Source organism: Streptomyces hilarionis (assembly GCF_024539675.1).
In the GTDB taxonomy this organism is placed as follows: Bacteria; Actinomycetota; Actinomycetes; order Streptomycetales; family Streptomycetaceae; genus Streptomyces; species Streptomyces hilarionis.
Genome location: NZ_JAHHIT010000813.1, coordinates 1 through 253 on the forward strand (window position 1 = coordinate 1; position 253 = coordinate 253).

Consider the following 253-nt stretch of genomic DNA (forward strand, 5'->3'; position numbering starts at 1 on the left):
GCATTGAATAAGGCCTTGAAATGGTTGCTAAAAAATGATTTTCGCGCAGAAAAACCAACGCAGGGAAAATTCGGCCCTCGAAAAGGAGAACCGATCGGTATGCAAACAGCCGATGGCAAAACTGGCTATCGCGTTGAACACGACGAAAGAAATGGCGCTCACATAAACGTGTGGTCAGGTAAACAAAAAGGGCCGCATTATCTTTTCGATGGCAGCCAGAAACTCGTACTCAAACTAACCAGAAGATTTGAAA

1 protein-coding gene is annotated in these 253 nt (G+C 44.7%); it reads left to right on the forward strand.

The window, feature by feature from the left end; all coding sequences use genetic code 11:
* Positions 1 to 253, forward strand: a 253-nt coding sequence (locus KMS84_RS40435; protein WP_256921641.1) for a hypothetical protein, incomplete at both ends; no start/stop codon positions are given.